A 25328-nucleotide genomic window follows, 5' to 3' on the forward strand; every position below is an offset into this window, starting at 1 on the left:
CAGCTTGCCCACTGACCTGCGGATTTGAGTGACAACCCATGCCAAAACGTACAGACATTAAAAGCATCCTGATTCTCGGCGCTGGCCCGATCGTGATCGGCCAGGCCTGCGAATTCGACTACTCCGGCGCCCAGGCCTGCAAGGCCCTGCGTGAGGAAGGCTATCGCGTCATCCTGGTGAACTCCAACCCGGCCACCATCATGACCGACCCGGCCATGGCCGACGCCACCTACATAGAGCCGATCAAGTGGCAGACGGTTGCCAAGATCATCGAGACCGAGCGCCCTGACGCGCTGCTGCCGACCATGGGTGGCCAGACTGCTCTGAACTGCGCCCTGGACCTGGAGCGCGAAGGCGTGCTGGAAAAGTTCGGCGTGGAAATGATCGGTGCCAATGCCGACACCATCGACAAGGCCGAAGACCGCTCGCGTTTCGACAAGGCCATGAAGGCCATCGGTCTGGAATGCCCGCGTTCCGGTATCGCCCACAGCATGGATGAGGCCAATGCGGTCCTCGAAAAGCTGGGCTTCCCGTGCATCATTCGTCCGTCCTTCACCATGGGCGGCACCGGCGGTGGCATCGCCTACAACCGTGAAGAGTTCGAAGAAATCTGCGCCCGTGGTCTGGACCTGTCGCCGACCAAGGAACTGCTGATCGACGAATCGCTGATCGGTTGGAAAGAGTACGAGATGGAAGTGGTCCGCGACAAAAAGGACAACTGCATCATCGTCTGCTCCATCGAGAACTTCGATCCGATGGGTGTGCACACCGGTGACTCGATCACCGTTGCGCCAGCGCAGACCCTGACCGACAAGGAATACCAGATCATGCGCAACGCCTCGCTGGCGGTGCTGCGTGAGATCGGCGTTGAAACCGGTGGTTCCAACGTACAGTTCGGTATCTGCCCGGACACCGGCCGTATGGTCGTGATCGAGATGAATCCGCGGGTTTCGCGTTCCTCGGCGCTGGCCTCCAAGGCCACCGGTTTCCCGATCGCCAAGATCGCTGCCAAGCTGGCCGTGGGCTACACCCTCGACGAGCTGCAGAACGACATCACTGGCGGGCGCACCCCGGCGTCGTTCGAGCCATCGATCGACTACGTCGTCACCAAGCTGCCGCGCTTTGCCTTCGAAAAATTCCCGAAGGCCGATGCCCGCCTGACCACCCAGATGAAGTCCGTGGGTGAAGTCATGGCCATCGGCCGGACCTTCCAGGAGTCTCTGCAGAAAGCCCTGCGTGGCCTGGAAGTCGGTGTCTGCGGCCTGGACCCCAAAGTCGACCTGGCGAGCCCAGACGCTGCCAGCATTCTGAAGCGCGAACTGACCGTGCCGGGCGCCGAGCGTATCTGGTACGTGGCCGACGCCATGCGTTCGGGCATGAGCGTTGAAGAGATCTTCGCCCTGACCATGATCGACCGCTGGTTCCTGGTGCAGATGGAAGACCTGATCAAGGAAGAAGAGAAGGTCAAGACCCTGGGCCTGGCCGAGATCGACAAGGCGCTGATGTTCCGTCTCAAGCGCAAGGGCTTCTCCGACCAGCGCCTGGCCAAGCTGCTGGGCATCACCGACAAGAACCTGCGCCGTCATCGTCACAAGCTGGAGATCTTCCCGGTCTACAAGCGTGTCGACACCTGCGCCGCCGAGTTCGCCACCGATACCGCCTACCTGTACTCGACCTATGAGGAGGAGTGCGAGGCCAACCCGTCGACCCGCGACAAGATCATGATCCTGGGTGGCGGCCCCAACCGTATCGGCCAGGGCATCGAATTCGACTACTGCTGTGTGCACGCGGCACTGGCGCTGCGTGAAGACGGGTACGAGACCATCATGGTCAACTGCAACCCGGAAACCGTTTCCACCGACTACGACACCTCCGACCGCCTGTACTTCGAGCCGCTGACGCTGGAAGACGTGCTGGAAGTGGTGCGTGTCGAGAAGCCAAAAGGCGTGATCGTCCACTACGGCGGCCAGACCCCGCTGAAACTGGCCCGTGCCCTTGAAGAGGCCGGCGTGCCGATCATCGGTACCAGCCCGGACTCGATCGACCGCGCCGAAGACCGTGAGCGCTTCCAGCAGATGGTTCAGCGCCTGAACCTGCTGCAGCCGCCAAACGCCACCGTGCGCAGCGAAGACGAAGCCATTCGTGCCGCTGGCGTCATCGGCTACCCGCTGGTGGTGCGTCCGTCCTACGTACTGGGCGGCCGTGCGATGGAGATCGTCTACGAGCTGGATGAACTCAAGCGCTATCTGCGTGAAGCGGTACAAGTGTCCAACGACAGCCCTGTGCTGCTCGACCACTTCCTCAACTGCGCCATCGAGATGGACGTGGATGCGGTCTGCGACGGCACCGACGTGGTGATCGGCGCGATCATGCAGCACATCGAGCAGGCCGGCGTTCACTCCGGTGACTCGGCCTGTTCGCTGCCACCGTACTCGCTGCCTGCCCACGTGCAGGACGAAGTGCGCGACCAGGTCAAGAAGATGGCCCTGGAACTGGGCGTTGTCGGCCTGATGAACGTGCAACTGGCCCTGCAGGGCGACAAGATCTATGTGATCGAAGTCAACCCGCGTGCTTCGCGTACCGTGCCGTTCGTGTCCAAGTGCATCGGCACCTCGCTGGCGATGATCGCGGCCCGTGTCATGGCAGGCAAGACCCTGAAAGAGATCGGCTTCACCCAGGAAATCATTCCTAACTTCTACAGCGTCAAGGAAGCGGTGTTCCCGTTCGCCAAGTTCCCGGGTGTGGACCCGATCCTGGGCCCGGAGATGAAGTCCACCGGTGAAGTCATGGGTGTCGGCGACACCTTTGGCGAAGCCTTCGCCAAGGCCCAGATGGGTGCCAGTGAAGTGCTGCCAACCGGCGGTACCGCGTTCATCAGCGTACGTGACGACGACAAGCCGCAAGTGGCTGGCGTCGCGCGCGACCTGATCAACCTGGGCTTCGAGGTTGTAGCCACCGCAGGTACCGCCAAGATCATCGAGGCGGCCGGCTTGAAAGTGCGTCGCGTGAACAAGGTGACCGAAGGTCGTCCGCACGTGGTCGACATGATCAAGAACGACGAAGTGTCGTTGATCATCAACACCACCGAAGGTCGTCAGTCGATCGCCGACTCCTACTCGATTCGTCGCAATGCGTTGCAGCACAAGATCTACTGCACCACCACCATTGCGGCCGGTGAAGCCATCTGCGAAGCGCTGAAGTTCGGTCCGGAAAAAACCGTACGTCGCTTGCAGGATCTGCATGCAGGACTCAAAGCATGAGCATTACCAAGTATCCGATGACCGTTCAGGGCGCTCGCGCCCTGGAGCAAGAGCATCTTTTCCTGAGCAAGACCGAGCGTCCACGCCTGAGTCAGGCGATTGGCGAGGCCCGCGAGCTGGGTGATCTCAAGGAAAACGCCGAATACCACGCTGCCCGTGAAGAGCAGGGCATGGTCGAGGCGCGTATCCGCGATATCGAAGGTCGCCTGCAGAACGCTGTTGTGATCGACGTCACCAGCATTGCCCACACGGGCAAGGTGATCTTCGGTACCACCGTGGACCTTGAAAACACCGAGACCGGCGATCAGGTGACCTACCAGATCGTTGGTGAGGACGAAGCGGACGTCAAGAATGGCAAGCTTTCTGTCGGTGCTCCGATCGCCCGCGCCATCATCGGCAAGGAAGAGGGCGATACCGTTGTGATCAAGACGCCAAGCGGTACAGTCGAGTACGAGATTGTCGAAGTCCGTCACGTTTGATCGCCCGCGCGGCTTTGTCGCGTCGGCGGTGATCTGGCAGCTGGCCCAGGTGCTCTGGGTCGGCGGCGTGTGGATGCTGCATTTTGCAGTACTGCCGGTGCTGGGCCAGATTGGCCTGGCGCCGCTGCTGGTCGAGGATTTCGGCGCGCTGGCCGCTTCGTTGCTGGTTGCTTTTGCGGCTGTGGGCTGCGGCGTGCAGGTGCTGGTGCTGATTCAGGTCGAAGGCCTGGCCAGTCTGTGGCGATGCATGCGTGGGCAACTGCTGTTGATGGCAGTGGCGGCGTGCGTGATGTACTTCGTCTTGCGCGAAGGCGGGGCGGGGCAGTTGCGTTGGCAACTGTTCTGCTACCTGGTTCTGGGGCTCAGCGGCCTGCTGCTGGTGCTGCAGCCGGTGCCGGGCAGGGCGCGCAGGGCGCGCCACTGAACGGCGCGAGCATCACTTGTAGCGATGGATGTTCGACAGCTGCTTGTTCGGCTGTGGGTTGCGACGGTAGATCAGTGCCTTCTTGCCGATGGTCTGCACCAGTTCGGCGCGGCCGGCCTTGCACAGCGCGGCGATGGCGGCAGCACGTTCCTCGCGGTCTTCCGAGCGGATCTCGACCTTGATCAGTTCGTGATCGGCCAAAGCGCGTTCAAGTTCGGCGATAACGCCTTCAGTCAGGCCATTGCCTGCCACAATCAGAACTGGTTTCAGATCGTGGCCAATGGATTTGTACTGTTTCTTCTGCTCGTTATTGAGCGGCATAATCTGACCCTTTGTCTAGATTCTGTAAAAATGGCGGCCATTTTACCCGAGGGCCCGTGGATCCGCCCAGTTAATCACGACCCTTATCATCGAGGTGCCCAGTGGCGCGTTCCAAGACAAGCCTTGGCTGGCTGAAAGAACATTTCAACGATCCTTACGTCAAAAAGGCGCAAAAGGACGGATATCGCTCGCGTGCGAGCTACAAATTGCTCGAAATCCAGGAAAAGTACCGTTTGATCCGCCCGGGCATGAGCGTGATCGACCTGGGCGCCGCCCCCGGTGGGTGGTCGCAGGTGACCAGTCGTCTGATCGGCGGTCAGGGCCGCCTGATCGCATCCGACATCCTGGAAATGGACAGCATCCCCGATGTCACCTTCATTCAGGGCGATTTTACCCAGGATGCGGTGCTGGCGCAGATTCTCGAGGCCGTCGGTAATTCGCACGTGGACCTTGTGATTTCGGATATGGCCCCCAATATGAGTGGTACGCCTGAAGTGGATATGCCCAAGGCCATGTTCCTGTGCGAGCTGGCCCTTGATCTGGCTACCCGGGTACTCAAGCCCGGTGGCGATTTCGTGATCAAGATTTTCCAGGGTGAAGGGTTTGACGTCTACCTGAAGGACGCTCGCAAGAAGTTCGACAAGGTAGTGATGCTCAAGCCGGACTCTTCACGCGGCCGCTCCCGCGAGCAATACATGCTGGGGCGTGGTTACAAGGGTGAGTAGGGCTCAGGCCGGCGACTTACAGGGTGCCCGATAGCTTTTTCCAATCGGATGTCCTGCCTGACCTGGATCGACATCGTGTAGTCTAGGTTTCACAAAGGGTTACAGACGGCGCCTGCAGACATGTAGGTAATGTAGTAAGTTAAGCCGGTGATTATCATGCGAGGCATGGCTGCGCCTATAGCCTGTCTCAGAGGGTAGCTAATTGAACGATATGGCAAAGAATCTGATCCTGTGGTTGATCATCGCCGCGGTCCTGGTGACTGTGATGAACAACTTCTCAAGCCCGAACGAGCCGCAGACCCTCAACTATTCCGACTTCATTCAGCAGGTCAAGGATGGCAAGGTCGAGCGCGTCACGGTTGACGGCGCCGTCATCATCGGCAAGCGGACCGATGGCGACAGCTTCAAGACGGTCCGTCCCGCGATCGCCGACAACGGCCTGATCGGTGACCTGGTCAACAACAACGTCGTGGTCGAAGGCAAGCAGCCCGAGCAACAGAGCATCTGGACCCAGTTGCTGGTGGCCAGCTTCCCGATCCTGGTGATCATCGCCGTGTTCATGTTCTTCATGCGCCAGATGCAAGGCGGTGCGGGCGGCAAGGGCGGCCCGATGAGCTTTGGCAAGAGCAAGGCGCGCCTGCTCTCCGAAGACCAGGTCAAGACCACCCTGGCCGACGTCGCAGGTTGCGACGAAGCCAAGGAAGAGGTCGGCGAACTGGTCGAGTTCCTGCGCGACCCGGGCAAGTTCCAGCGTCTGGGCGGCCGTATCCCGCGTGGCGTGCTGATGGTTGGCCCGCCAGGTACCGGTAAGACACTGCTGGCCAAGGCCATCGCTGGCGAAGCCAAGGTGCCGTTCTTCACCATCTCCGGTTCCGACTTCGTCGAGATGTTCGTGGGTGTCGGCGCCAGCCGCGTGCGCGACATGTTCGAGCAGGCCAAGAAGCATGCGCCCTGCATCATCTTCATCGACGAGATCGACGCTGTTGGTCGCCACCGTGGCGCCGGCATGGGCGGCGGTCACGACGAGCGCGAGCAGACCCTCAACCAGTTGCTGGTAGAGATGGACGGCTTCGAAATGAACGACGGCATCATCGTGATCGCCGCCACCAACCGTCCTGATGTGCTCGACCCCGCGCTGCTGCGTCCTGGTCGTTTCGACCGTCAGGTGGTCGTGGGCCTGCCCGATATTCGTGGTCGCGAGCAGATCCTCAAGGTTCACATGCGCAAGACGCCGATTGGCGACAACGTGAACCCGGCCGTGATTGCCCGTGGTACCCCTGGTTTCTCCGGTGCAGACCTGGCCAACCTGGTCAACGAGGCCTCGCTGTTCGCCGCTCGCGGTGGCAAGCGGGTGGTCGAGATGAAAGAGTTCGAACTGGCCAAGGACAAGATCATGATGGGCGCCGAGCGCAAATCCATGGTCATGTCCGAGAAAGAGAAGCAGAACACGGCTTATCACGAAGCGGGTCACGCCATTGTGGGGCGCGTCGTGCCTGAGCACGATCCGGTGTACAAGGTTTCCATCATTCCCCGTGGTCGCGCCCTGGGCGTCACCATGTTCCTCCCTGAAGAGGACCGTTACAGCCTGTCCAAGCGCGCGCTGATCAGCCAGATCTGCTCGCTCTATGGCGGCCGTATCGCCGAAGAGATGACCCTGGGCTTCGACGGTGTCACCACCGGTGCCTCCAACGACATCATGCGAGCCAGCCAGATTGCCCGCAACATGGTGACCAAGTGGGGGCTGTCAGAAAAACTCGGTCCGTTGATGTATGCCGAGGAAGAGGGCGAAGTGTTCCTGGGTCGCAGTGCCGGTTCCCAGCACGCCAGCGTGTCGGGTGAGACTGCCAAGCTGATCGACTCCGAGGTTCGCAGCATCATTGACCAGTGCTATGCCACGGCCAAGCAGATCCTCACCGACAATCGCGACAAGCTCGATGCCATGGCCGACGCGTTGATGAAGTACGAAACCATCGATGCCGACCAGATCGACGACATCATGGCCGGTCGCGAGCCGCGTGAGCCGCGCGACTGGGAAGGTGGTTCGGGTACTTCGGGCACCTCTGCGCCGCAGAGTGATCGTCCTGAGTCTCCGATTGGCGGCCCGGCTGCGCAGCTCTAAGGGTTGACATGACTTCACAGCAGTACCCAACCCGGTTGCCTTGCGGCAACCGGGTTCTCGACCTTTCCCGTACCCATGTAATGGGTATCTTGAATGTAACCCCTGATTCCTTCTCTGACGGTGGGCGCTTCACCCAGCGTGACGCTGCTCTGCGCCATGCCGAGGCGATGGTGGCAGCCGGTGCTACGCTGATCGATGTCGGCGGCGAGTCGACTCGCCCCGGCGCACGCATGGTGACTGCACTTGAAGAGCTCGAGCGCGTCGCGCCGATTGTCGAGGCGATCAATCGCGAGCTGGAGGTGATCATTTCGGTTGATACCTCCACGCCTGCGGTCATTCGCGAGTCGGCCCGGCTCGGTGCCGGGCTCATCAACGACGTGCGCTCGCTCAGTCGTGACGGTGCGCTGGATGCGGCTGCGGCGACCGGGCTGCCCGTGTGCCTGATGCATATGCGGGGTGAGCCGGGTGACATGCAGGACGACCCGCGCTACGACGATGTGACCGCCGAGGTGGCCAGCTTTCTCGAGCAGCGGATGCGGGCCTGTGCCGCAGTGGGCATTGGTGCAGAACGTATCGTGCTGGACCCTGGGTTCGGGTTTGCCAAGACCCTGGAGCACAACCTCAGCCTGTTCAAGCATATGTCGGCGCTGTATCGTCTCGGGCGGCCACTGCTGGTGGGTGTTTCACGCAAGAGCATGATCGGCCTGGCGCTGGGGCGCCCGGTAGGTGAGCGGCTGTATGGCAGCCTGGCGCTGGCCGCACTGGCGGTGACTCAGGGTGCAAGCATCCTGCGTGTGCATGATGTGGCCGAGACCGTCGATGTGGTAAGGATGATTGCAGCGATCAACGCCGCCGAATAAGAGTGACGGAGCATTAAGTTATGAGCAGAAAATATTTTGGTACCGACGGCATTCGCGGCCGTGTCGGCGAATACCCGATCACGCCCGATTTCATGCTCAAGCTGGGGTGGGCGGCGGGTATGGCCTTCCGCAAGCTGGGTGCCTGTCGCGTGCTGGTGGGCAAGGATACGCGCATCTCCGGCTACATGTTCGAGTCGGCCCTGGAAGCCGGGTTGTCTGCCGCTGGCGCCGATGTGCTGCTGCTGGGGCCGATGCCGACCCCCGCCATTGCCTACCTGACGCGCACCTTCCATGCCGAAGCCGGTATCGTGATCAGTGCGTCGCACAACCCGCATGACGACAACGGCATCAAGTTCTTTTCGGGCCAGGGCACCAAGTTGCCCGACGAAGTCGAGAAAATGATCGAAGAGCTGCTCGACAAGCCCATGACCGTGGTGGAGTCGAGCAAACTGGGCAAGGTGTCGCGTATCAACGACGCGGCCGGTCGCTACATCGAGTTCTGCAAGAGCAGTGTGCCGACCAGCACCGACTTTGCCGGCCTCAAGCTGGTGGTCGATTGCGCCCACGGCGCTACCTACAAGGTGGCGCCCAGCGTGTTTCGCGAGCTGGGTGCCGACGTCACGGTACTGGCAGCGCAGCCCGATGGCCTGAACATCAACGAAAACTGTGGTTCGACGCACATCGAGTCGCTGCAGGCGGCCGTGCTGGTCGGGCATGCGGACCTGGGCATCGCCTTCGACGGTGACGGTGACCGCGTGCTGATGGTTGACCACACCGGTGCCATCGTCGACGGTGACGAGTTGCTGTTCATCATCGCCCGCGACCTGCAGGAGCGCGGCAAGCTCAATGGTGGCGTGGTGGGTACACTGATGAGCAACCTGGGCCTTGAGCTGGCCTTGCAGGAGCTCTCGATTCCGTTTGTGCGGGCCAAGGTGGGTGACCGTTACGTGATGGCCGAGCTGCTGGCGCGTGACTGGAACATCGGCGGTGAGAACTCCGGTCACGTGGTGTGCTTCAGCCACACCACGACCGGGGATGCGATCATCGCTGCCCTGCAGGTGCTGATGGCCCTCAAGCGCCGCGGCGAAACCCTGGCGCAGTCGCGTCAGGCCTTGCGCAAATGCCCGCAGGTGCTGATCAATGTGCGCTTCGGCGAAAGCAAGGTCGACCCGGTCGAACACCCTGAGGTCAAGCTGGCCTGTGCGCGTGTCACCGAGGCGATGGCGGGGCGTGGTCGCGTGTTGCTGCGCAAGTCCGGCACAGAGCCGCTGGTGCGTGTCATGGTCGAAGGCGACGACGAAAGTCAGGTGCGCGGGCATGCCGAAGCATTGGCAAGACTGGTAAGTGAAGTTTGCGTCTGATTTGCACTTGCCACCGGTGATCGGGTTGGGTAACATCTGCGCCCACTTTGACCGACGAGGTACAGCATGCGTCGCCCTATGGTAGCTGGTAACTGGAAGATGCACGGTACCCGCGCCAGCGTCGCTGAGCTGATCAAGGGCTTGAGTGATCTCGCCCTGCCGAGCGGTGTTGAAGTTGCGGTGTTCCCGCCCTGTCTGTACATCAATCAAGCGATTGAAGGTCTGCTGGGCAAGTCGATCGCCGTGGGTGCGCAGGATTCTGCGGTAGAGCCCCAGCAAGGCGCGCTGACAGGTGAGATTGCACCAAGTCAGCTGGTCGATGCAGGTTGCGAGCTGGTACTGATCGGGCACTCCGAGCGCCGCCAGATTCTTGGTGAGAGCGGCGAGGTGCTCAATCGCAAGTTCGCAGCGGCACAGGCTTGTGGGTTGAAGCCAGTGCTCTGTGTGGGGGAAACCCTGGAAGAGCGCGAAGCCGGCAAGACGCTTGAAGTCGTGGGGCGTCAGTTGGGCAGCATCATCGAAGCATTCGGTGTTGAGGTCTTCGCTGGTGCAATCATCGCCTATGAGCCTGTATGGGCCATCGGCACCGGCCTTACGGCCACGCCGCAACAGGCTCAGGATGTGCATAAAGCCATTCGCGAGCAGTTGGCGCAAAAGAATTCAGAAGTCGCGATGAATGTGCGGCTTCTATACGGCGGCAGCGTGAAGGCGGCCAATGCGGCTGAGCTGTTCGGCATGCCGGATATCGATGGGGGGCTCATTGGTGGAGCTTCCCTGAACGCAGACGAATTCGGTGCAATTTGTCGCGCCGCAGGAAACTGAAAAATGCTGGAAACAGTCGTAGTAGTTTTTCATCTGTTGGGCGCACTGGGTTTGGTAGTGCTGGTGTTGCTGCAACAGGGTAAAGGTGCGGAAGCAGGTGCATCTTTCGGCGCAGGGGCTTCAAATACTGTGTTCGGAAGCCAAGGTTCTGCTACCTTTCTTAGTAAGTTTACTGCTATACTTGCCGCCAGTTTCTTCATAACCGCCCTGGGGTTAGGTTACTTTGCTAAAGAGAAGGCTCATGGGCTGACTCAGGTAGGGCTTCCAGATCCAGCGGTACTTGAAGTGCAGCAGCAAAAACCGGCAACAGATGATGTACCGGTGCTCCAGGAGCAAAAGGCACCCGCCAGCAACACCGGCGACGTACCCCCAGCTCAAGAGCAGAAGTAACGGGTTTCAAAGTAGTATTGCCGAGGTGGTGGAATTGGTAGACACGCAACCTTGAGGTGGTTGTGCCCATAGGGTGTAGGGGTTCGAGTCCCCTTCTCGGTACCAATTGAAACAAGACAGCCCGCTACAGCGGGCTTTCTTGTAGGTGGAGGTTAGATTGACCCCTCGCGGGGTTCGGTCGTATACTTTCGCCCCAGCTTTGACGCGGGGTGGAGCAGTCTGGTAGCTCGTCGGGCTCATAACCCGAAGGTCGTTGGTTCAAATCCAGCCCCCGCAACCAGTTTCAGCAGAGCCCCTTTTCAGGGGCTTTTTGTTAGCTGATCAGTTCTCAGCGCCGGTATTCAGTCGGCGTATCAGGGATGGGCGCTTCGCCCATTTTTTATTTGCATAGCATGCACAAGGGGGTTCAGGTGTCGAGCAAGCTAGAAGAGTTGCAGGCCTTGTTGGCCCCGGTGGTCGTGGCCCTAGGCTATGAATGCTGGGGTATCGAGTTTTCGGCTCAAGGCCGCCACTCAATGTTGCGCGTTTATATCGATAAAGAAGGCGGTGTGCTGGTGGATGATTGCGCCATCGTCAGCCGTCAGATCAGCGGCATTCTGGATGTCGAAGACCCAATTGCCGTCGAATACACCCTTGAAGTTTCCTCTCCTGGCATGGAACGCCCGCTGTTCACGCTTGAACAGTTTGCCAAGTATGTCGGTGAGCAGGTGAAGATTAAACTGCGCTCGCCTTTCGAAGGTCGACGTAATTTTCAGGGCCTTCTGCGCGGTGTGGAGGAGCAGGATGTCGTGGTGCAGGTAGATGACCATGAATTCCTTCTGCCGGTCGACATGATCGACAAGGCCAACATTATTCCCAGTTTTGACTGAGACATGCCGGGTCCGATAGACCGTGCGGACCCAATGGCTTGCGAAAGGCGAGGCGTACGATGAGCAAAGAAGTACTGCTGGTTGTTGAGTCGGTATCCAATGAAAAGGGTGTACCGGCAGACGTGATTTTTGAAGCCTTGGAAGTGGCCCTGGCCACGGCGACCAAGAAGCGTTTTGAAGATGAAGTCGACCTGCGTGTGGAAATCAACCGCCACACCGGTAACTACGAGACCTTCCGTCGCTGGACGGTCGTCGAGGAAGCGGATCTTGACGATCCTGCAATCGAAACCTGGCCAAGCAAAGTTCAGGAAACTCATCCTGAAGCCAAGGTTGGCGATGTCATCGAAGAAAAGATCGAGTCCATCGAGTTCGGCCGTATCGCCGCACAGACCGCCAAGCAGGTCATCGTGCAGAAGGTCCGCGAGGCCGAGCGTGCACAGGTGGTCGATGCTTACCGCGAGCGTCTGGGCGAAATCATCTCGGGTACCGTCAAGAAGGTTACCCGCGACAATGTGATCGTCGACCTGGGCAACAACGCCGAAGCGCTGCTGGCCCGTGAAGATATCATTTCCCGCGAGACGTTCCGGGTCGGTGTGCGTGTACGTGCACTGCTCAAGGAAATCCGCACCGAGAACCGCGGTCCGCAACTGATCCTGTCGCGTACCGCGCCACAGATGCTGATCGAGCTGTTCCGCATCGAAGTTCCGGAAATCGCCGAGGGCCTTATCGAGGTCATGGCGGCTTCCCGTGATCCGGGTTCGCGCGCCAAGATCGCTGTCCGCTCCAAGGACAAGCGCATCGACCCGCAAGGCGCCTGCATCGGTATGCGCGGTTCGCGCGTACAGGCAGTGTCTGGCGAGTTGGGTGGTGAGCGTGTGGATATCGTCCTGTGGGACGACAACCCGGCCCAGTTTGTCATCAACGCCATGTCGCCGGCCGAAGTCGCGGCGATCATCGTTGATGAAGATGCCCACGCGATGGACATCGCTGTAGCCGCGGACAACCTGGCGCAAGCCATTGGCCGTGGTGGTCAGAACGTACGTCTGGCCAGCCAGTTGACCGGCTGGACCCTGAACGTGATGACCGAGTCGGACATCCAGGCCAAGCAACAAGCTGAAACCGGCGACATTCTGCGTAACTTCATCGAAGAGCTGGAAGTCGACGAAGAGCTGGCGCAGGTTCTCGTTGACGAAGGTTTCACCAGCCTGGAAGAAATTGCCTACGTACCGCTGGAAGAAATGCTCAACATCGATGGCTTCGACGAGGAGATCGTCAATGAACTCCGCGCGCGTGCCAAGGACCGCCTGTTGACCAAAGCCATCGCTACTGAGGAAAAACTGGCAGACGCCCACCCGGCCGAAGACCTGCTCTCGCTTGAGGGTATGGACAAGGACCTGGGGGCGGAACTGGCGGTGCGCGGCGTGGTTACCCGCGAAGACCTGGCCGAGCAGTCGATTGATGACCTGCTCGACATCGACGGCATCGACGAAGAACGTGCCGGCAAGTTGATCATGGCCGCCCGAGCCCACTGGTTCGAGTAAGTAGGCTGGCCTGAGGAGAGAAGTGCATGACGCAAGTCACGGTGAAAGAATTGGCCCAAGAGGTCGCTGCACCGGTAGAGCGCCTGCTGCAGCAGATGCGTGAGGCAGGTCTGCCGCACACCGACGCCGGTCAGGTAGTGACCGACAGTGAGAAGCAGGCTCTGCTGACTCACTTGAAAAGCAGCCACAAGGCGAAAGTGGAAGAACCGCGCAAGATCACCTTGCAGCGCAAGACCACCAGCACCCTGCGTGTTGCCGGCAGCAAAAGCATCAGTGTAGAAGTACGCAAGAAGAAAGTTTTCGTACAGCGCAGCCCGGAAGAGATCCAGGCTGAGCAGAAGCGCGAGCTGGAAGAACGTCGTGCCGCTGAAAACGCAGCACGCGACAAGTCTGAAGCCGAAGCGCGTAAACGTGCCGAAGAAAACACCAGCCGCCAGCCGGCCAGCACCCCAGCGCCAGCCGCTGCAGCGCCAGCCGTAACGGCCGCGCCTGCTGCTGCCGAGCCGGTGGCTGCGCCTGCTCCGGGTGTCGAGCGCAAGAAAGCCGAAGACGCACGTCGCAACGACAAGTCGCGTGACGACGATCGTCGTGGCGGCGAGCGCCGCAACGAAGCGCCGCGCGTATCGGTCAAGGTCAAGGAAAAGGAAAAGGCGCCCGCTCCACGTGCCGCTCCGCGTACCACCGAAGAGGAAAGCGACAGCTTCCGCCGTGGTGGTCGTGGCAAGGGCAAGATGAAGAAGCGCAATGCCCACGGCTTCCAGAGCCCGACCGGTCCGGTTATCCGCGACGTGGCCATTGGCGAGACCATCACCGTTTCCGAGCTGGCACAACAGATGTCGGTCAAGGCCGCTGAAGTCGTCAAGTTCATGTTCAAGATGGGCACTCCGGTGACCATCAACCAGGTGCTCGATCAGGAAACTGCTCAGCTGATCGCCGAAGAGCTGGGCCACAAGGTCACGCTGGTCAGCGACAACGCGCTGGAAGATTCCCTGGCCGAGTCGCTGAAATTCGAAGGCGAGTCGTTCTCGCGTGCCCCGGTCGTGACCGTAATGGGCCACGTTGACCACGGCAAGACCTCGCTGCTCGACTACATCCGTCGTGCCAAGGTTGCTGCCGGCGAAGCCGGTGGTATCACCCAGCACATCGGTGCGTACCACGTGGAAACCGACCGCGGCATGGTCACCTTCCTCGACACCCCGGGTCACGCCGCGTTTACCGCAATGCGTGCCCGTGGTGCCAAGGCGACCGACATCGTGATCCTGGTGGTCGCGGCGGACGACGGCGTGATGCCGCAAACCCGTGAAGCGGTCCAGCACGCCAAGGCTGCTGGTGTTCCACTGGTTGTTGCGGTGAACAAGATCGACAAGCCAGGTGCAGACCTGGACCGTATCCGCAACGAGCTGTCTGTCGAAGGCGTTACCTCCGAGGACTGGGGTGGCGACACGCCATTCGTCCAGGTATCGGCCAAGATGGGTACCGGTGTCGACGAACTGCTCGAAGCCGTTCTGCTGCAGGCCGAGATCCTCGAACTCAAGGCCACGCCATCGGCGCCTGGTCGTGGTGTCGTGGTCGAGTCGCGCCTGGACAAGGGCCGTGGCCCGGTGGCTACCGTGCTGGTTCAGGACGGTACCCTGCGTCAAGGCGACATGGTCCTGTGCGGTTCGAACTATGGCCGTGTACGTGCCATGCTCGACGAGAATGGCAAACCTGTTAAGGAAGCCGGCCCGTCGATCCCGGTCGAGATCCTCGGCCTGGACGGCACCCCGGATGCGGGTGACGAACTGAGCGTGGTTGCCGACGAGAAGAAAGCCCGCGAAGTGGCGCTGTTCCGTCAAGGCAAGTTCCGCGAAGTCAAACTGGCACGTGCCCACGCAGGCAAGCTCGAGAACATCTTCGAGAACATGGGCCAGGAAGAGAAGAAGACCCTCAACATCGTGCTCAAGTCCGATGTACGTGGTTCTCTGGAGGCCCTGCAGGGCTCCCTGAGCGGTCTGGGCAACGACGAAGTACAGGTTCGCGTGATCGGCGGCGGTGTCGGTGGTATCACCGAGAGCGATGCCAACCTGGCCCTGGCGTCCAATGCAGTACTGTTCGGCTTCAACGTGCGTGCCGATGCCGGCGCGCGCAAGATCGTCGAGCAGGAAGGTCTGGATATGCGTTACTACAACGTGATCTACGACATCATTGAAGACGTCAAGAAAGCCCTGACCGGTATGCTCGGCAGCGATGTTCGCGAGAACATCCTGGGTATCGCCGAAGTGCGTGACGTGTTCCGTTCGCCCAAGTTCGGCGCCATCGCCGGCTGCATGGTCACCGAGGGTGTGGTTTACCGCAACCGTCCGATCCGCGTACTGCGTGAGGACGTGGTGATCTTCGAAGGCGAGCTGGAGTCGCTGCGTCGCTTCAAGGACGATGCGTCCGAAGTACGTGCCGGCATGGAGTGCGGTATTGGCGTCAAGAGCTACAACGACGTCAAGGTCGGCGACAAGATCGAAGTCTTCGAGAAAGTCCAAGTGGCTCGCACGCTCTAAGCCGCGAGCTTGGGAACCGCAGGCCGTTCGTCGCAAGGCGACGGTCGGCGGCTCTGAACGCAACGCCCGGTCCGGCTCAAGCCTGGCCGGGCGTTTGCCGCTTTAGTTACAGGTAGCAAAACATGGCAAAAGAATATAGCCGTACCCAACGCATTGGCGATCAGATGCAGCGCGAGCTGGCCCAACTGATCCGCCGTGAAGTCAAAGATCCACGTGTCGGCCTGGTGACCATCACCGCCGTCGACGTCAGCCGCGACGTGGGCCATGCCAAGGTGTTCATCACCGTCATGGGCCAGGACAGCGCGGAAGACATCAAGCAAAGCATCAAGGTGCTCAACAGCGCTGCCGGTTTCCTGCGCATGCAGCTGGGCAAGGAAATGAAGCTGCGCAGCGTGCCGCAACTGCACTTCCATTACGACGAAAGCGTGACCCGCGGTGCCCACCTGTCGGCACTGATCGAGCGCGCGGTCGCCGAAGACAGCCAGCATCAGGCCGACGGCACCCCCCTGGACACCAAGGAGTAAGCGGTGGCTCAGGTCAAGCGTATCCGTCGTAACGTCAGTGGCATCATCCTGCTCGACAAGCCATTGGGGTTCACCTCCAATGCGGCTCTGCAGAAGGTGCGCTGGCTGCTCAATGCCGAGAAAGCCGGGCACACCGGCAGCCTCGACCCGCTGGCCAGCGGCGTGCTGCCGCTGTGCTTTGGCGAGGCCACCAAGTTTTCGCAGTACCTGCTCGAGTCCGACAAGGGTTACGAGACGGTCATGCAACTGGGGCAGACCACCAACACGGGTGATGCCGAAGGCGAGATTCTGCAGACCCGCGAAGTGACCGTTGATCGCAGCGACGTTGAAGCGGTATTGCCACAGTTTCGTGGCCCAATCAGCCAGATACCGCCGATGTACTCGGCGCTCAAGCGTGATGGCCAGCCGCTGTACAAGCTGGCACGTGCAGGCGAAGTAGTGGAGCGTGAACCGCGTTCTGTTACTATTAACCGTCTGGAGTTGCTCGAGTGCGAAGGCACGCGGGTACGTCTCTCGGTCGGTTGCAGCAAGGGGACGTATATCCGTACGCTGGTCGAAGACATCGGTGAGCAGCTTGGCTGCGGCGCCTATGTCGCCGAGCTGCGTCGCACCCATGCCGGCCCGTTCGCGCTGGCCCAGACCGTCACCCTCGAAGAGCTCGAGCAGGTGCATGCCGACGGCGGCAACGAAGCGGTCGACCGCTTCCTGATGCCGTCCGACAGCGGGTTGCAGGACTGGCCATTGCTGCACTTTTCGGAGCACAGCGCGTTCTACTGGTTGCACGGTCAGCCGGTTCGCGCACCGGATGCCCCGAAGTTCGGCATGGTGCGGGTACAGGATCACAATGGCCGCTTCATCGGTATCGGTGAAGTGAGCGAAGACGGGCGCATCGCGCCGCGTCGACTGATTCGGTCAGAATGATCGAAACCTTCAGTATCGGGTTTGCGCCCGGTACTGGTGGGCAAGAGGATGGCTGTCAATAGGCACGGTCACGCCTCACTTTTAAATACAGGGATCTGTCCCTGGCCTATTGGAAACCGTTTGTTCGGTTTCCCTTGATTTGGAGAAGCCAGATGGCACTCAGCGTTGAAGAAAAAGCAAAGATCGTTGGTGACTACCAGCAAGCCGCCGGTGATACCGGTAGCCCGGAAGTGCAGGTTGCACTGCTGACCGCCAACATCAACAAGCTGCAAGGCCACTTCAAGGCCAACGGTAAAGACCACCACTCGCGTCGTGGCCTGATCCGTATGGTAAACCAGCGTCGCAAGCTGCTGGATTACCTGAAAGGTAAAGACACCACTCGTTACAGCGCCCTGATCGGTCGTCTGGGTCTGCGTCGCTAATAGCGGCCTGGCCAGTGGTGTGTTCGGCGTGTTGCAGTCACCCGCCGGGGGCTTCGGTCTCCGTGCGGGTGAGCACGCCGGGCGTATCTATGAGGTTGGCTGTCTGTCTCGCTCGTGCGGTTTACCGCAAGGGCAGGGCAGGCTCCCAACCTCTAGTTTTATCTGGACTGCCCACAGGGCCGATTCCCTGTGCTGCCCAAGAATTCGCAAGAACCAGTTCCCCCAGAGCCACTGAAAAAGGTAGGAAACCGTGAACCCGGTAATCAAGAAATTCCAATTCGGTCAATCGACCGTTACCCTCGAGACGGGCCGTATTGCTCGTCAAGCGTCCGGCGCCGTATTGGTCACCGTCGACAACGATGTCACCGTGCTGGTGACCGTGGTCGGTGCCAAACAGGCCGATCCAGGCAAAGGCTTCTTCCCCCTGTCCGTTCACTATCAGGAAAAGACCTACGCCGCCGGCAAGATCCCTGGTGGTTTCTTCAAGCGTGAAGGCCGTCCTTCCGAGAAAGAAACCCTGACCTCGCGTCTGATCGACCGCCCGATCCGCCCGCTGTTCCCAGAAGGCTTCATGAACGAAGTGCAGGTCGTCTGCACCGTCGTTTCCACCAGCAAGAAAACCGATCCGGACATCGCTGCGATGATCGGTACCTCGGCTGCGCTGGCGATCTCCGGCATTCCATTCGAAGGCCCGATCGGCGCCGCGCGTGTTGCTTTCCACGAAAGCACCGGCTACCTGCTGAACCCGACCTACGAGCAGCTGGCTGCCTCGAGCCTGGACATGGTCGTTGCCGGTACCTCCGACGCCGTGCTGATGGTTGAGTCGGAAGCCAAAGAGCTGACCGAAGACCAGATGCTGGGCGCCGTACTGTTCGCCCACGACGAGTTCCAGGCGGTGATCCAGGCGGTCAAAGAGCTGGCTGCCGAAGCTGCCAAGCCTACCTGGGACTGGACTGCCAAGGCCGAGAACACCCCGCTGCTGAGCGCCATCCGTGGCGAATTCGGTGCGGCGGTTTCCGACGCCTACACCATCACCGTCAAGGCCGACCGCTACGCCAAGCTGGGCGAGCTGCGCGAGCAGGTCATCGCCAAGTTCTCCGGTGAAGAAGGCCAGCCGAGCGCCGCTGAAGTCAAAGAGATCTTCGGCGAGATCGAGTACCGCACCGTTCGCGAAAACATCGTCAACGGCAAGCCTCGTATCGACGGCCGCGACACCAAGACCGTACGTCCGCTGAACATCGAGGTCGGTGTACTGCCCAAGACTCACGGTTCGGCCCTGTTCACCCGTGGCGAAACCCAGGCCCTGGTCGTTGCGACCCTGGGTACTGCCCGTGACGCACAGCTGCTGGACACCCTGGAAGGCGAGCGCAAAGACCCCTTCATGCTGCACTACAACTTCCCTCCGTTCTCGGTGGGCGAGTGTGGTCGCATGGGCGGCGCTGGTCGCCGTGAAATCGGTCACGGCCGTCTGGCCCGTCGTTCGGTCCAGGCCATGCTGCCAGCTGCCGACGTGTTCCCTTACACCATCCGTGTAGTGTCGGAAATCACCGAGTCCAACGGTTCGAGCTCGATGGCGTCGGTCTGCGGTGCCTCCCTGGCCCTGATGGACGCCGGTGTGCCGATGAAGGCGCCCGTTGCCGGTATCGCCATGGGTCTGGTCAAGGAAGGCGAGAAGTTCGCCATCCTCACCGACATCCTGGGTGACGAAGACCACCTGGGCGACATGGACTTCAAGGTAGCCGGTACTGCCAAGGGTGTTACTGCGCTGCAGATGGACATCAAGATCAACGGCATCACCGAAGAGATCATGGAAATCGCCCTGGGCCAGGCCCTGGAAGCGCGCCTGAACATCCTCGGCCAGATGAACCAGATCATTGGCCAGTCGCGTACCGAGCTGTCGGAAAACGCACCGACCATGATCGCGATGAAAATCGACACCGACAAGATCCGTGACGTCATCGGTAAAGGCGGTGCGACCATCCGTGCGATCTGTGAAGAAACCAAGGCTTCGATCGACATCGAAGACGACGGTTCGATCAAGATCTTCGGCGAAACCAAGGATGCCGCAGAAGCTGCCCGTCAGCGCGTACTGAGCATCACGGCCGAAGCCGAGATCGGCAAGATCTACGTCGGCAAGGTAGAGCGCATCGTCGACTTCGGCGCATTCGTCAACATCCTTCCTGGCAAGGACGGTCTGGTTCACATCTCGATGCTCAGCGATGCCCGCGTCGAGAAAGTGACCGACATCCTCAAAGAAGGCCAGGAAGTCGAAGTGCTGGTACTGGACGTGGACAACCGCGGCCGTATCAAGCTGTCGATCAAGGACGTTGCTGCGGCCAAGGCTTCGGGCGTCTGATGAGGCAGCGGGGCAGTTGACTGCCCGGTAGTGCCAATGCCCCGTATCGCAGGATACGGGGCATTTTTTGCCTTCAGCCAGCAGCTGCGAAGCGCCGGCGCCCCAATTTGCTGATGATCAGGGCCAGCGAGTCGGCGTTGGCCAGGATCAGGTCTGTGCGCACGTGTGGATCGTTGTAGAAGGCGGTGCGTGCGGCTGCCAGCGTATTGGTCTTGCTCAGCCGGTAGATCGCCGGCAAGGCCGATCCATCCTTGTTCTTGATGTCTCTCCAGGTCTGGGTCGAGGTGTCGAACGTCCGGAACAGGGCCTGGGGGGATGTGTTGATTGAAAACCCGTCGCGTTTGTAGCCAAGGATCGTCTGGTAGGCGATACGTCCACCTCGTGTATGCCGGTTGATCTGATCAGGGAAAGGGGCCGCGGCCTCCACGTAGGCGATGTCTACGGTTCGCAGCACCTGATGGGAAAGCTCATGTATCAGTGTCGCAGCTTGCTGGTGGGCGAGCAGATCGACGGCTGGGGGCGTTGCGTAAACCGAAACATCCCATGGCAAGGTGAAAAAGCGTTCGGTGAAAAAGATACGTTTGCCTGGATCTTCGCGATAAGTGAAGGCGTACGTATCGCGTTGGTCCGGCATGTTCATGCCAACCACGATGCGCTTGGAGGTGGCTGTATCCATCGAGGCAGACAACAGTTCGTGAAGAATGCGTTGGGCGTACTCCCGTAGCAGGCCCACGGTCTGGTCGGAGGGAGGGTGGTCGAACGCAGTTTGCAATACCGTTAGCGTTTCGGGCGGCAGCGGTGCCTGGGGCGATGACGAATTGAGATTTTCCAGGCACGTTTCCAGGTAATTTCGGCTCTGGGTGTGGGCACGCAGGAGCATCTGGTACTTGTTCGGGTGGAGCATGGCGATGTCTCTCATACCCGAGGCCAGTACCGTGTAACGCAGGGAGATGTCTTCGTTCGCAATGGCTGTCTCGAAGCTGCTGTATGCAGCGCCGCCGCCGCGTAGCCCCTCTTGCAGATCAACCCGCCACTGATTCTGCGTTCTTTGCAATTTTGGTCCGAGCCTGCCTTCCTTGATAATTTGCCACTGCTGCCCAGGCTTGACCACTTCATAGACGTGGCCCGCGATCACACCATAGAAACGCTCGGTGGCTGGGGCAAGGTAAAGCCCCAAGGTGGTGTTTTCGACCATGTCCTTGAGTTGCACGTTTTGAGCCTGCAGGTCGCTCAACTGATTGGGTATCAACGGGGTGAGCAGCACCTCGTCCCAGACCGGGTCCAGTTCCAGGGGAGGGGTGACTGGGGGCGTCTGGTGCTGTGCCTTCCGGCTCACGCTCGAGCCGCTCGGGCGAGCGGTTGCCAGGCCGCTCAAGGCGGTGACGAATTCCGCAAGCGACTCCCCCCAATTGTGCTGCAGGGCGGCCTTGCCGGACGCTTGCAACCACTGGACACTCTGTAGTGAGTTGAGCGTCGCTGCCAGCTTGCCAGGCAGGAAAAAGGAGCTCTGTTCAATGGCAAGCCCCATGACATAGCGCAACACATTCCAGTACTCCTCGGCGGTAGTGACCGTACGTGCCTTGGTCAGCGCCAGCAGAAACGCCACGTTCTCGGTGAACAGGTAGTCAAGCGCATTGCCTTCAATCTCACTGCGCACCAGTTCGACCGCACCGGGGGTCGTCGCGAAGTCGAACACGTCCGAGGAAGACCAGAACAGGTGGGGGTGAACAAAGCCCTTGTGGTCGTATCGCGACTGCACGGCTTCGGGTAGCCGGGCCAGAATGTCTTTCTGCAAGTGTGCGTCCGCGAGAATGGTGTTGCGCAAGGCCGCCTGGTCCGTGAATTCGAGCAGTATGTTCTCGGGCCGGTAGGCGCTGTACAGCACGAGCGGACCGTCCTGCTCGCCCTGCGGCCCGATCACGTACATGCCGCGCACAGTATCCGGTACAAACCCTTCTGCGGCCCGCAGTTGCAGTTGAGCGATCGTGATCTTCCTGCCCTCAACAGGCTCTCGCGCCAGGGCATCTGGCTTGGCCAGCACATGCGAAAAGTAATACAACGCCGTTGCCGATAATTTTTTCTCGAGAAAGTGCTGGTAGGCCTCCTCCATCAGGTAGGCGGTGGATGTCTGTGTGTAGCGATGATGGCGTGTGAGGTAATCCGGATCCTGTGGGGAGAGTTTTTTCTGCAACAGGGCCCGGAATGCACTGGCCACATCGAGGCGATCGACCATGTTACGGATGGTTTCTGCATTCAGCTCCTGAGCAGGCAGGCCGGGCCGCATGGCGCTGACCTTGACGCTGGTGGCAGTCCCCGTCAGTTGGCTATGGGTCAGGGCATACTCGGTCAGGGTTTTGCTTGTGGTGAACACGTCCGAGGACATCGGCGAGGGCGTCTGGCCGGGCAGTACCAGGTTGGGTGTGAAGTGAGTAAAGGTGACGATAATCAGGTTGGGGTCGCCCGGTGCGCTCGGATAGTCCTGGGCGAGGCCTGCCCGGAGCTGCTGATCGGCGAAGCTGTTGAGCGTCGGAATCGAGAACAGGTAGTTGAACTTGGGGTTGCTGACGCGAGCGCTGGCTTGCACCAGTTGTGCATAGTTTTTCATTTGCAGCGGCGTCGCATGGCGCAGCCATGACGGCAACAGACTTTGAAAATACTGGCACTCGATACTGTCGCGCACCCGTTTCAAGGCACCTTCGAACGGGTGCCTGGCAGCCTGGTTATCGATAACACGTTGCAGCAGCGAACTGGTGAACCTGCTACGCAGGCTGTAGCTCAAGTAGTAGCGACGGGTCGAGCTGCGAAAGCTGGCAGCGCTGTGAGCAAGAAACCCGAACAGGTCGCTCTGCTCGATCAAGCGCACGTCAGGCTGGCTTGCCCCAGGCCACTGCGCCGGGGTGTGCCAGTGGCTCAGGTCTTCGCAGTTTACCAGTCCCAGCCACTGCTGGAGTTTCTCCGGCTCGTCGAAGGCGCTACCCATCTGCGAGCGCAATGCTGCCTGGTTGCTGAATTGGCTCAGTGGCTCAAGCGGTGACCAGAGCAGCAGGCTGCCATCATCCGCAGTCGCCCGCTGCAGCACGAATGTACAGGCCAGCGCCAGCAGGCCGGACTTGCCGGGCACCGACAGGCTCAGGCTGTACAGTCGCATTGGGCTGTGCCCAGGCCGGTCCAATGCCTGCTGCAGCAGGTCGAGCAGATCGTTGTCGATGGCTGTGTTTTCGCGTGCCTGGGCCAACTCGATGCGCAGCAACGCTTCGTGCAAGGCACGCAGGGTCTTGAAGGGCGATACGACGCCGTCCTGGAGACGTACGTGCCCCGTGTCGAACGCCTTGAGCTGATCCAGATAGGCAGGCGAGAAGTCCATTTTCAGATTGTCGAGCTGTTGCTGGATCAGCTGCGCTGAAGGCCATGTCAGTGGCATGCCCTGACGGTCCTGGACCTGTACGCCCTGCAGCACGCTCTGGGTACCTATATCCTTCAACTGCTCAAGGAAGACGTCGGTCAGTGAGGCGGTCTTTCTTGCCCACGTGAGCTGAATGTCCTGCGCCTGCAACTGGCCGTCGCTGAGGGCGGCGAGGCTGGGGGCAAGCATGTCCTGCACACAGCCCTGTACATCTGGTTGGGCACCGGCCAGGTGTTGGAACAGCTGATACAGTGCGCGTGCGCGGGTGAGGCGCTCTACCAGCGTCAGGCTTTGGCTGGGGGGCGCTGGCAAGCTCACAGGGCGCTCCTGGCGCTGGGTGGGCCTCCATCGACCGCTTACTCCCAGATGCGTCAGACGCCTATCCACAAGGGCACGCATGTCCAGCGCATCCTCCACCCTCGCACGGGCGGTGCTGCTCTGGGCACCGGGGAAACGCAGGGCATGGGCCAGGCGACGGTTGATCAGCGCGATCAGCGCGTCAGCGAGCACCAGGAACGCCGGTTGGCTGACTTCAGCCAGCTTGAGGTCCGGCGTCGCGCCGTTTTGCAACTGGTCCCAGTGGTCGGGGCTGATCGAGGCAGGGCAACTTGCCTGGGTGAGCAGGGCTTGGCAATGCCGTTGAAGTGCAGCCTGATCGGTAAAATGTTGAAATCCGGCCCGTGTGTCAAACAGAAACACACCTTTGTCGCTGTCGTCGGGCTGATGCAGTGCCAGGCTGTCGGCCAGCAGCACGGTCTCGCCTTCGTCCTGGGTTGCTGGGACGAATGTCAGTGTACTGACCCGCAAGGCAACCACGCTGGGGATCAGCGCCTCGCGCAGCCATTGCAACTGGGCAGCGTCGATAAGCCGGCTGTTGGCGGCGCGCAACAGCGCACGGCAGTAGTTGTCCGCCAGGCCAAGCGCCAAGGCTTGGCGGTTGTCGGTGCCCCCTTCGTTATCTGCGCTGTCCCAGTAGGCGCGCAAGGTCTGGGCGAAAGCGCCCGAGACGAGGCTGGCAGTGCTCACAAGGGCCTGTTCGAAGGCCAGGTGATCGGGCGTATCGTGTGTTACTGCGCCATCGCGCAAGAACCGGTACTTCAGGCCGTCGCCCAGGGCCTGGCCGCTGAATGCGTTCAGTGCAACGTCGGCGAGGGCCTCTGTGCGCACCACGCTGTCGTCGCTCGCAATCACCTGTACGCGTTGTTGCGCGCTTTGCGCGACGCCCTCCAGCAAGGTCGAGAAGGATGTGCTCAGGCAACTGTCGAGGATACTGGCCAAGGTCGGCAGTTCTGCCAGGCTGCGTGATTGCCGGCGCAGCCAGTCGACTTGTTGCTGAATCAGGCGCTGTGACCACTGGCTAAATACCGAATCGCTCAAGCACTCGAACTGCAGTGGCTCGCTGGGCACGCCCAGGCATTTCAGTTGAGCCTGCAGTGCACTCTGAAGCTGGCTGAGTGTGTTGAAGCCCTGCACGCCATGCAACGGGCTATAGAGGTAGGTGGCCTCAAGCTGAGGGTCGCTCTGGCGGATGACCAGGCAACTGACGGACAGCGGTTGGGGGGTGCTCCATACCTCGACCAGCATGCTGGCCGGCGGGGTGGCTTCATCGGCCAGGCGGTGCAGCCACCCTGCTTCGATGATGCTCAGGCTCAGTTCACGCAGTGCGGTCTGGAGTGCGGTGATGAAATCTGCACGCAAGGTGCCGGTTTCAAAGTAGGGCGCGGTGATCATGGCGTTTCCTGCAGCGGAGTGCTCCGGCTTATCCGGTTCACGATCTCGCCACAGTAGGTAGCGTCGTGCAGCAGACGGCGGTACATACTGCTGACGTCGCTTGCTTCCCAGCCTAGGGGCAGCGGTGTTTTGTGAACATGCAACTTGCACGCGCATCCACCGCAAAGCATGCAATGTGCACGATGGGTTATTTTTGATATTTTTTTAAGCTGTTGATTATTAAGAGATTTATTTTTTATTTGGGTTGGCACAGCTTCTGCAATATCCCT

At 60.4% G+C, this 25328-nt stretch carries 18 protein-coding genes and 2 tRNA genes; 18 read left to right on the top strand and 2 right to left on the bottom strand.

Annotated elements, in window-relative coordinates; genetic code table 11:
* Window positions 1–38: 38 nt before the first annotated feature.
* From carB to KUO17_RS16900, 3 genes are read left to right on the top strand one after another with little or no spacing between them, the layout of a single operon-like run.
* Complete coding sequence (gene carB, locus KUO17_RS16890) at window positions 39–3260, top strand: carbamoyl-phosphate synthase large subunit (RefSeq protein ID WP_217976677.1); 3222 nt, start codon at window positions 39–41, stop codon at window positions 3258–3260.
* Window positions 3257–3739 carry a transcription elongation factor GreA gene (gene greA / locus KUO17_RS16895; RefSeq protein ID WP_217976678.1) on the top strand — a complete coding sequence of 161 codons (483 nt, stop codon included), beginning with the start codon at window positions 3257–3259 and terminating at the stop codon, window positions 3737–3739. The genes carB and greA overlap by 4 nt, the downstream gene beginning before the upstream one ends.
* Window positions 3740–3767: 28 nt before the next feature.
* On the top strand, window positions 3768–4163 hold the full coding sequence (locus KUO17_RS16900) for an MFS transporter (protein WP_217976723.1): 396 nt from the start codon (window positions 3768–3770) through the stop codon (window positions 4161–4163).
* 12 nt (window positions 4164–4175) lie between these two features.
* Here the strand turns inward: KUO17_RS16900 and yhbY are convergent, their stop codons facing one another.
* The gene (yhbY, locus tag KUO17_RS16905) at window positions 4176–4484 is read right to left on the bottom strand and encodes a ribosome assembly RNA-binding protein YhbY (protein ID WP_038606752.1); all 309 of its coding nucleotides are present in this window, start codon (window positions 4482–4484) and stop codon (window positions 4176–4178) included.
* 101 nt (window positions 4485–4585) lie between these two features.
* On the opposite strand from yhbY, the gene rlmE reads away from it, so the two are divergent.
* The 15 genes from rlmE (at window position 4586) to pnp (ending at window position 19925) form a co-directional block, all read left to right on the top strand.
* Window positions 4586–5209: a 23S rRNA (uridine(2552)-2'-O)-methyltransferase RlmE gene (rlmE, locus tag KUO17_RS16910; RefSeq protein ID WP_217976679.1), complete on the top strand. Its 624-nt coding sequence runs from the start codon at window positions 4586–4588 to the stop codon at window positions 5207–5209.
* Window positions 5210–5420: 211 nt separating this feature from the next.
* The gene (gene ftsH, locus KUO17_RS16915) at window positions 5421–7328 is read left to right on the top strand and encodes an ATP-dependent zinc metalloprotease FtsH (RefSeq protein ID WP_163940837.1); all 1908 of its coding nucleotides are present in this window, start codon (window positions 5421–5423) and stop codon (window positions 7326–7328) included.
* A gap of 8 nt (window positions 7329–7336) precedes the next feature.
* Complete coding sequence (gene folP, locus KUO17_RS16920; protein ID WP_217976680.1) at window positions 7337–8188, top strand: dihydropteroate synthase; 852 nt, start codon at window positions 7337–7339, stop codon at window positions 8186–8188.
* A 20-nt stretch (window positions 8189–8208) separates the two neighbouring features.
* Window positions 8209–9549 (top strand): phosphoglucosamine mutase, encoded by a 1341-nt coding sequence (gene glmM / locus KUO17_RS16925; protein WP_217976681.1) that lies wholly within the window; start codon window positions 8209–8211, stop codon window positions 9547–9549.
* A gap of 66 nt (window positions 9550–9615) precedes the next feature.
* Window positions 9616–10371 carry a triose-phosphate isomerase gene (gene tpiA / locus KUO17_RS16930; protein ID WP_217976682.1) on the top strand — a complete coding sequence of 252 codons (756 nt, stop codon included), beginning with the start codon at window positions 9616–9618 and terminating at the stop codon, window positions 10369–10371.
* A 3-nt stretch (window positions 10372–10374) separates the two neighbouring features.
* Window positions 10375–10761 carry a preprotein translocase subunit SecG gene (gene secG, locus KUO17_RS16935; RefSeq protein WP_217976683.1) on the top strand — a complete coding sequence of 129 codons (387 nt, stop codon included), beginning with the start codon at window positions 10375–10377 and terminating at the stop codon, window positions 10759–10761.
* Between the two features lie 19 nt (window positions 10762–10780).
* Window positions 10781–10866 (top strand) — tRNA-Leu (locus KUO17_RS16940).
* Window positions 10867–10964: 98 nt separating this feature from the next.
* Window positions 10965–11041 (top strand) — tRNA-Met (locus tag KUO17_RS16945).
* A gap of 130 nt (window positions 11042–11171) precedes the next feature.
* Window positions 11172–11630, top strand: coding sequence for a ribosome maturation factor RimP (gene rimP, locus KUO17_RS16950; RefSeq protein WP_217976684.1), 459 nt, complete (start codon window positions 11172–11174; stop codon window positions 11628–11630).
* Window positions 11631–11689: 59 nt separating this feature from the next.
* The gene (nusA, locus tag KUO17_RS16955; protein WP_217976685.1) at window positions 11690–13171 is read left to right on the top strand and encodes a transcription termination factor NusA; all 1482 of its coding nucleotides are present in this window, start codon (window positions 11690–11692) and stop codon (window positions 13169–13171) included.
* A gap of 26 nt (window positions 13172–13197) precedes the next feature.
* Window positions 13198–15702 carry a translation initiation factor IF-2 gene (infB, locus tag KUO17_RS16960; protein ID WP_217976686.1) on the top strand — a complete coding sequence of 835 codons (2505 nt, stop codon included), beginning with the start codon at window positions 13198–13200 and terminating at the stop codon, window positions 15700–15702.
* Window positions 15703–15824: 122 nt separating this feature from the next.
* Complete coding sequence (gene rbfA / locus KUO17_RS16965; protein WP_217976687.1) at window positions 15825–16226, top strand: 30S ribosome-binding factor RbfA; 402 nt, start codon at window positions 15825–15827, stop codon at window positions 16224–16226.
* Window positions 16227–16229: 3 nt separating this feature from the next.
* Complete coding sequence (truB, locus tag KUO17_RS16970) at window positions 16230–17147, top strand: tRNA pseudouridine(55) synthase TruB (protein ID WP_217976688.1); 918 nt, start codon at window positions 16230–16232, stop codon at window positions 17145–17147.
* 152 nt (window positions 17148–17299) lie between these two features.
* Window positions 17300–17569 carry a 30S ribosomal protein S15 gene (gene rpsO / locus KUO17_RS16975; protein ID WP_110968912.1) on the top strand — a complete coding sequence of 90 codons (270 nt, stop codon included), beginning with the start codon at window positions 17300–17302 and terminating at the stop codon, window positions 17567–17569.
* Window positions 17570–17819: 250 nt separating this feature from the next.
* A complete protein-coding gene (pnp, locus tag KUO17_RS16980; protein WP_217976689.1) occupies window positions 17820–19925 on the top strand; it encodes a polyribonucleotide nucleotidyltransferase in 2106 nt (701 codons plus the stop codon).
* Window positions 19926–19998: 73 nt separating this feature from the next.
* On the opposite strand, the gene KUO17_RS16985 is transcribed toward pnp, so the two are convergent.
* Window positions 19999–25215, bottom strand: a complete 5217-nt coding sequence (locus KUO17_RS16985) for a M35 family metalloendopeptidase (RefSeq protein ID WP_217976690.1) — start codon at window positions 25213–25215, stop codon at window positions 19999–20001.
* Between the last annotated feature and the right edge of the window lie 113 nt (window positions 25216–25328).

It is taken from the genome of Pseudomonas aegrilactucae, from assembly GCF_019168305.1.
GTDB classification, from domain to species: Bacteria; Pseudomonadota; Gammaproteobacteria; order Pseudomonadales; family Pseudomonadaceae; genus Aquipseudomonas; species Aquipseudomonas aegrilactucae.